Genomic DNA, 2,736 nt, shown 5'->3' with positions numbered 1-2,736 from the left:
CGCGAACCTGCCCAGCACTCCCGTGCCGGCCAACGCCCGGGTCAGCGCGTTGCCCACCCCACCGGCCAGCACGGTGCTGGAGATCACCACGCAGACCAGGTAGATGACCAGGAACGCCGGGCCCTTCTGCAGGTTGCCCTCGGTGAACAACTCCAGCGTCCAGGCACCCAGCCCGGCGCCCGCCCCGGCCAGCAACGCCACCGGCAACCGGTAGTTGCGGTAGGCGAACAGCAGGAAGGCCAGTTCGGCGCCCAGCCCCTGCACCAGCCCGGAGTAGAGCGTGGTGATGCCCCAGGCGTTGCCGATCAGCGCCGACACCACCGCGGCGATCACCTCGACCAGGATGGCAGCGCCCGGCTTGCGGATGATCAGCATGCCGAGTGGGCCGCCGAGCATCCAGATGCCGACCGCGATACCGCCCAGGCCGGGGGTGAGTGCGTTCATCGCCTGGTACCAGGCGTAGCCGACGGTGTTCCATGCCACGAAGATCAAGCCGCAGGCGACGCCGAGTACGGCTGCCACCACGATGTCGACCACTCGCCAGCTGTACCTGCTCTTCGGTGCCGGGGTGGTCAGGTCGTCGACCTGCCGGTCGGTGCTGTTGTCTGACATCGGTGCCCTCCGCTCATCAGGGGCACGGGTTCCGGGCCGACCTTCGGCCCGTAGAGCTGTCTCCCTGCGCTGGCATGATCCAGATCAGGTTCGACGGTCGAGGGCTCCGAGCCCTCCTCTCAGCCCGGCGCACCGGGCTCCCGTGTTGTGCGTACCAGCTTACCCGCAAGGTGTGCCGGCACCCAGTGCTGCCCACGCAGGGGCGGCCCGGTCAGACATACTGATCACCATGGGTTCGCAGGTCGAGTTGAGCAAGCCGCACAACTCGCTTCAGCGATTCCTGCTCGTCTGGGGACGCCTGGCGATCACCGCGGCGGCCCTGCTGCTGCAGATCTTCGTCTTCGTGGTGATCCTGCTGGCCGGCAGTTCGGCGGCACCCTGGGTCGGTACCGCCTCGCTGCTGCTCAGCCTGGGGGTGCTGGCGTTCATCCTGAACTCCCGGATCCAGATCGAGTACAAGCTGGCGTGGACGATCCCGATCCTGCTGGCGCCGCTGTTCGCCGGCGCGTTCTACCTGCTGTTCGGCTCCCGCACCGGCGGTCGGCGGCAGGCGGTGCGCTACCGCGAGACGCAGCAGCACGCCGCCCTCGACCAGGCCGGTGCACCCGGGGTGCTGAGCATCCGGGCCGGCCGCGAGGGTGAGGACCTGCCCGCCCTGACCTCGGTGAGCACCGACCTGCTGCCGGTGCTGAGCGTTCCGGCCGACCCGGCCCGGCAGATCCGCTACCTGGAGTCCAGCGGGCCGTTCGTCGCCTACCGGGACACCCACACCACCTACTACCCGGTCGGCGAGGCCGCGTTCGTCGACATGCTCGCCGCGATCGAGGACGCGCGGCGGTGGATCGCGCTGGAGTACTTCATCGTCTCCGACGGCACGATGTGGCGCCAACTGTTCGACGCGTTGGCCGGCAAGGCAGCCGAGGGCGTGGAGATCTGGTTCATGTACGACGACCTGGGCTCGTTCTGGAAACTGCCGTTCGGCTTCATCCGTGACCTGACCAGGGCCGGCATCCGGGTCAAGCCGGTCAACAAGCTCGGCCCCGGCCTGACCCTGCGTTACAACAACCGCGACCACCGCAAGCTGCTGGTGGTGGACGGGCTGGTCGGCTTCACCGGCGGACTGAACATCGCCGACGAGTACATCAACGCCATCGAACGGTTCGGCCACTGGAAGGACACCGCGATCCGGCTGCGCGGGCCCGGCGCCTGGGGGATGGCGGCGCTCTACTTCACGATGTGGAACATGGTCAGCGGCGACCAGGTGGACTACGCACGGCTGCACCCGAGCGAGGAGGAGGTGGCCGCCCAACCGACCGGCAGGGGTCTGGTGGTCAACTACGACGACAGCCCCTACGACGACATCTCGATCGGCTGGGCCGCGTACCGCAACATGATGGCCCGCGCCCACCACCACGTCGACATCATGACCCCCTACCTGGTGCCCACCTCCGAGATGACCAGCCTGCTCACCTCGCTGGCGAAGTCGGGCATCCGGGTCCGGATCATCACCCCGGGCATCCCGGACAAGGCGTACGTCTTCGCGGTGACGAGGTCCAACTACCGTCCACTGGTCGAGGCGGGGGTGGAGGTGTACGAGTACAGTCCGGGTTTCCTGCACGCCAAGCAGGTGGTCGTGGACGACGAGGTGGCCATCCTGGGCACCATCAACTTCGACTTCCGCAGCTTCTACCTGCACCAGGAGAACGCGGTCTGGATGTACCGCACCCCGGTGATCGCCGAGATGGCAGCCGACTTCGACGCCACGGTGGCCCAGTCGCGCCGGATCACACTGGCCGACGTCCACGCCACCCCGTGGTGGCGCCGTGCGATCTGGACAGTGCTGCGCACCTTCTCCCCGCTGATGTGACCGTCGGCCGGCGGCCGCGTCGGGGGCGGCTGCCAGAATGGGGTCATGACCAGCGATCCCCACAGCCCTGCAGCCCTCGCCGCGGTGACCGGCGCGACCACCCTGGCCTGGTACGCCATGCCCGACCTCATCCGTTCCCGGACGCTGCGCGCCCTGCTCAAGACCACCGCCCTGGGTGGCGCCACCGGTTACATCGTGAAAGCGGCCGCCAGGCAGGGCTTCGACCTCGGTGAGGTGCTGGAGGGCCAGGTCTGGGG

General features: G+C 68.5%; 3 protein-coding genes and 1 riboswitch. Of the genes, 2 read left to right on the top strand and 1 reads right to left on the bottom strand.

The genetic code is table 11. From position 1 onward, the window contains the following. A partial coding sequence (locus tag WBL05_RS07130; RefSeq protein WP_424224771.1) for an ECF transporter S component occupies window positions 1-612 on the bottom strand: 612 nt, incomplete at its 3' end. 60 nt (window positions 613-672) lie between these two features. Then, window positions 673-757: riboswitch (TPP riboswitch) on the bottom strand. A gap of 84 nt (window positions 758-841) precedes the next feature. On the opposite strand from WBL05_RS07130, the gene WBL05_RS07125 reads away from it, so the two are divergent. Together WBL05_RS07125 and WBL05_RS07120 are read left to right on the top strand one after the other, a co-directional pair. Then, window positions 842-2,479 (top strand): phospholipase D-like domain-containing protein, encoded by a 1,638-nt coding sequence (locus WBL05_RS07125; protein WP_424224770.1) that lies wholly within the window; start codon window positions 842-844, stop codon window positions 2,477-2,479. A 45-nt stretch (window positions 2,480-2,524) separates the two neighbouring features. Further along, window positions 2,525-2,736: hypothetical protein (locus tag WBL05_RS07120; protein WP_424224768.1), on the top strand; the 212-nt coding region annotated here is incomplete at its 3' end.

Origin of the sequence: Brooklawnia sp., from assembly GCF_049651565.1 — a bacterium.
Lineage (GTDB): Bacteria > Actinomycetota > Actinomycetes > Propionibacteriales > Propionibacteriaceae > Brooklawnia.
The sequence above is the reverse complement of the archived record's forward strand: the minus strand, read 5'-3'. Positions and strand labels throughout refer to the sequence as shown.

What these genes read in the sequence shown, in the direction of transcription:
- WBL05_RS07125 (WP_424224770.1), top strand. Translation starts at nt 842, where the DNA reads ATGGGTTCGCAGGTCGAGTTGAGCAAGCCGCACAACTCGCTTCAGCGA.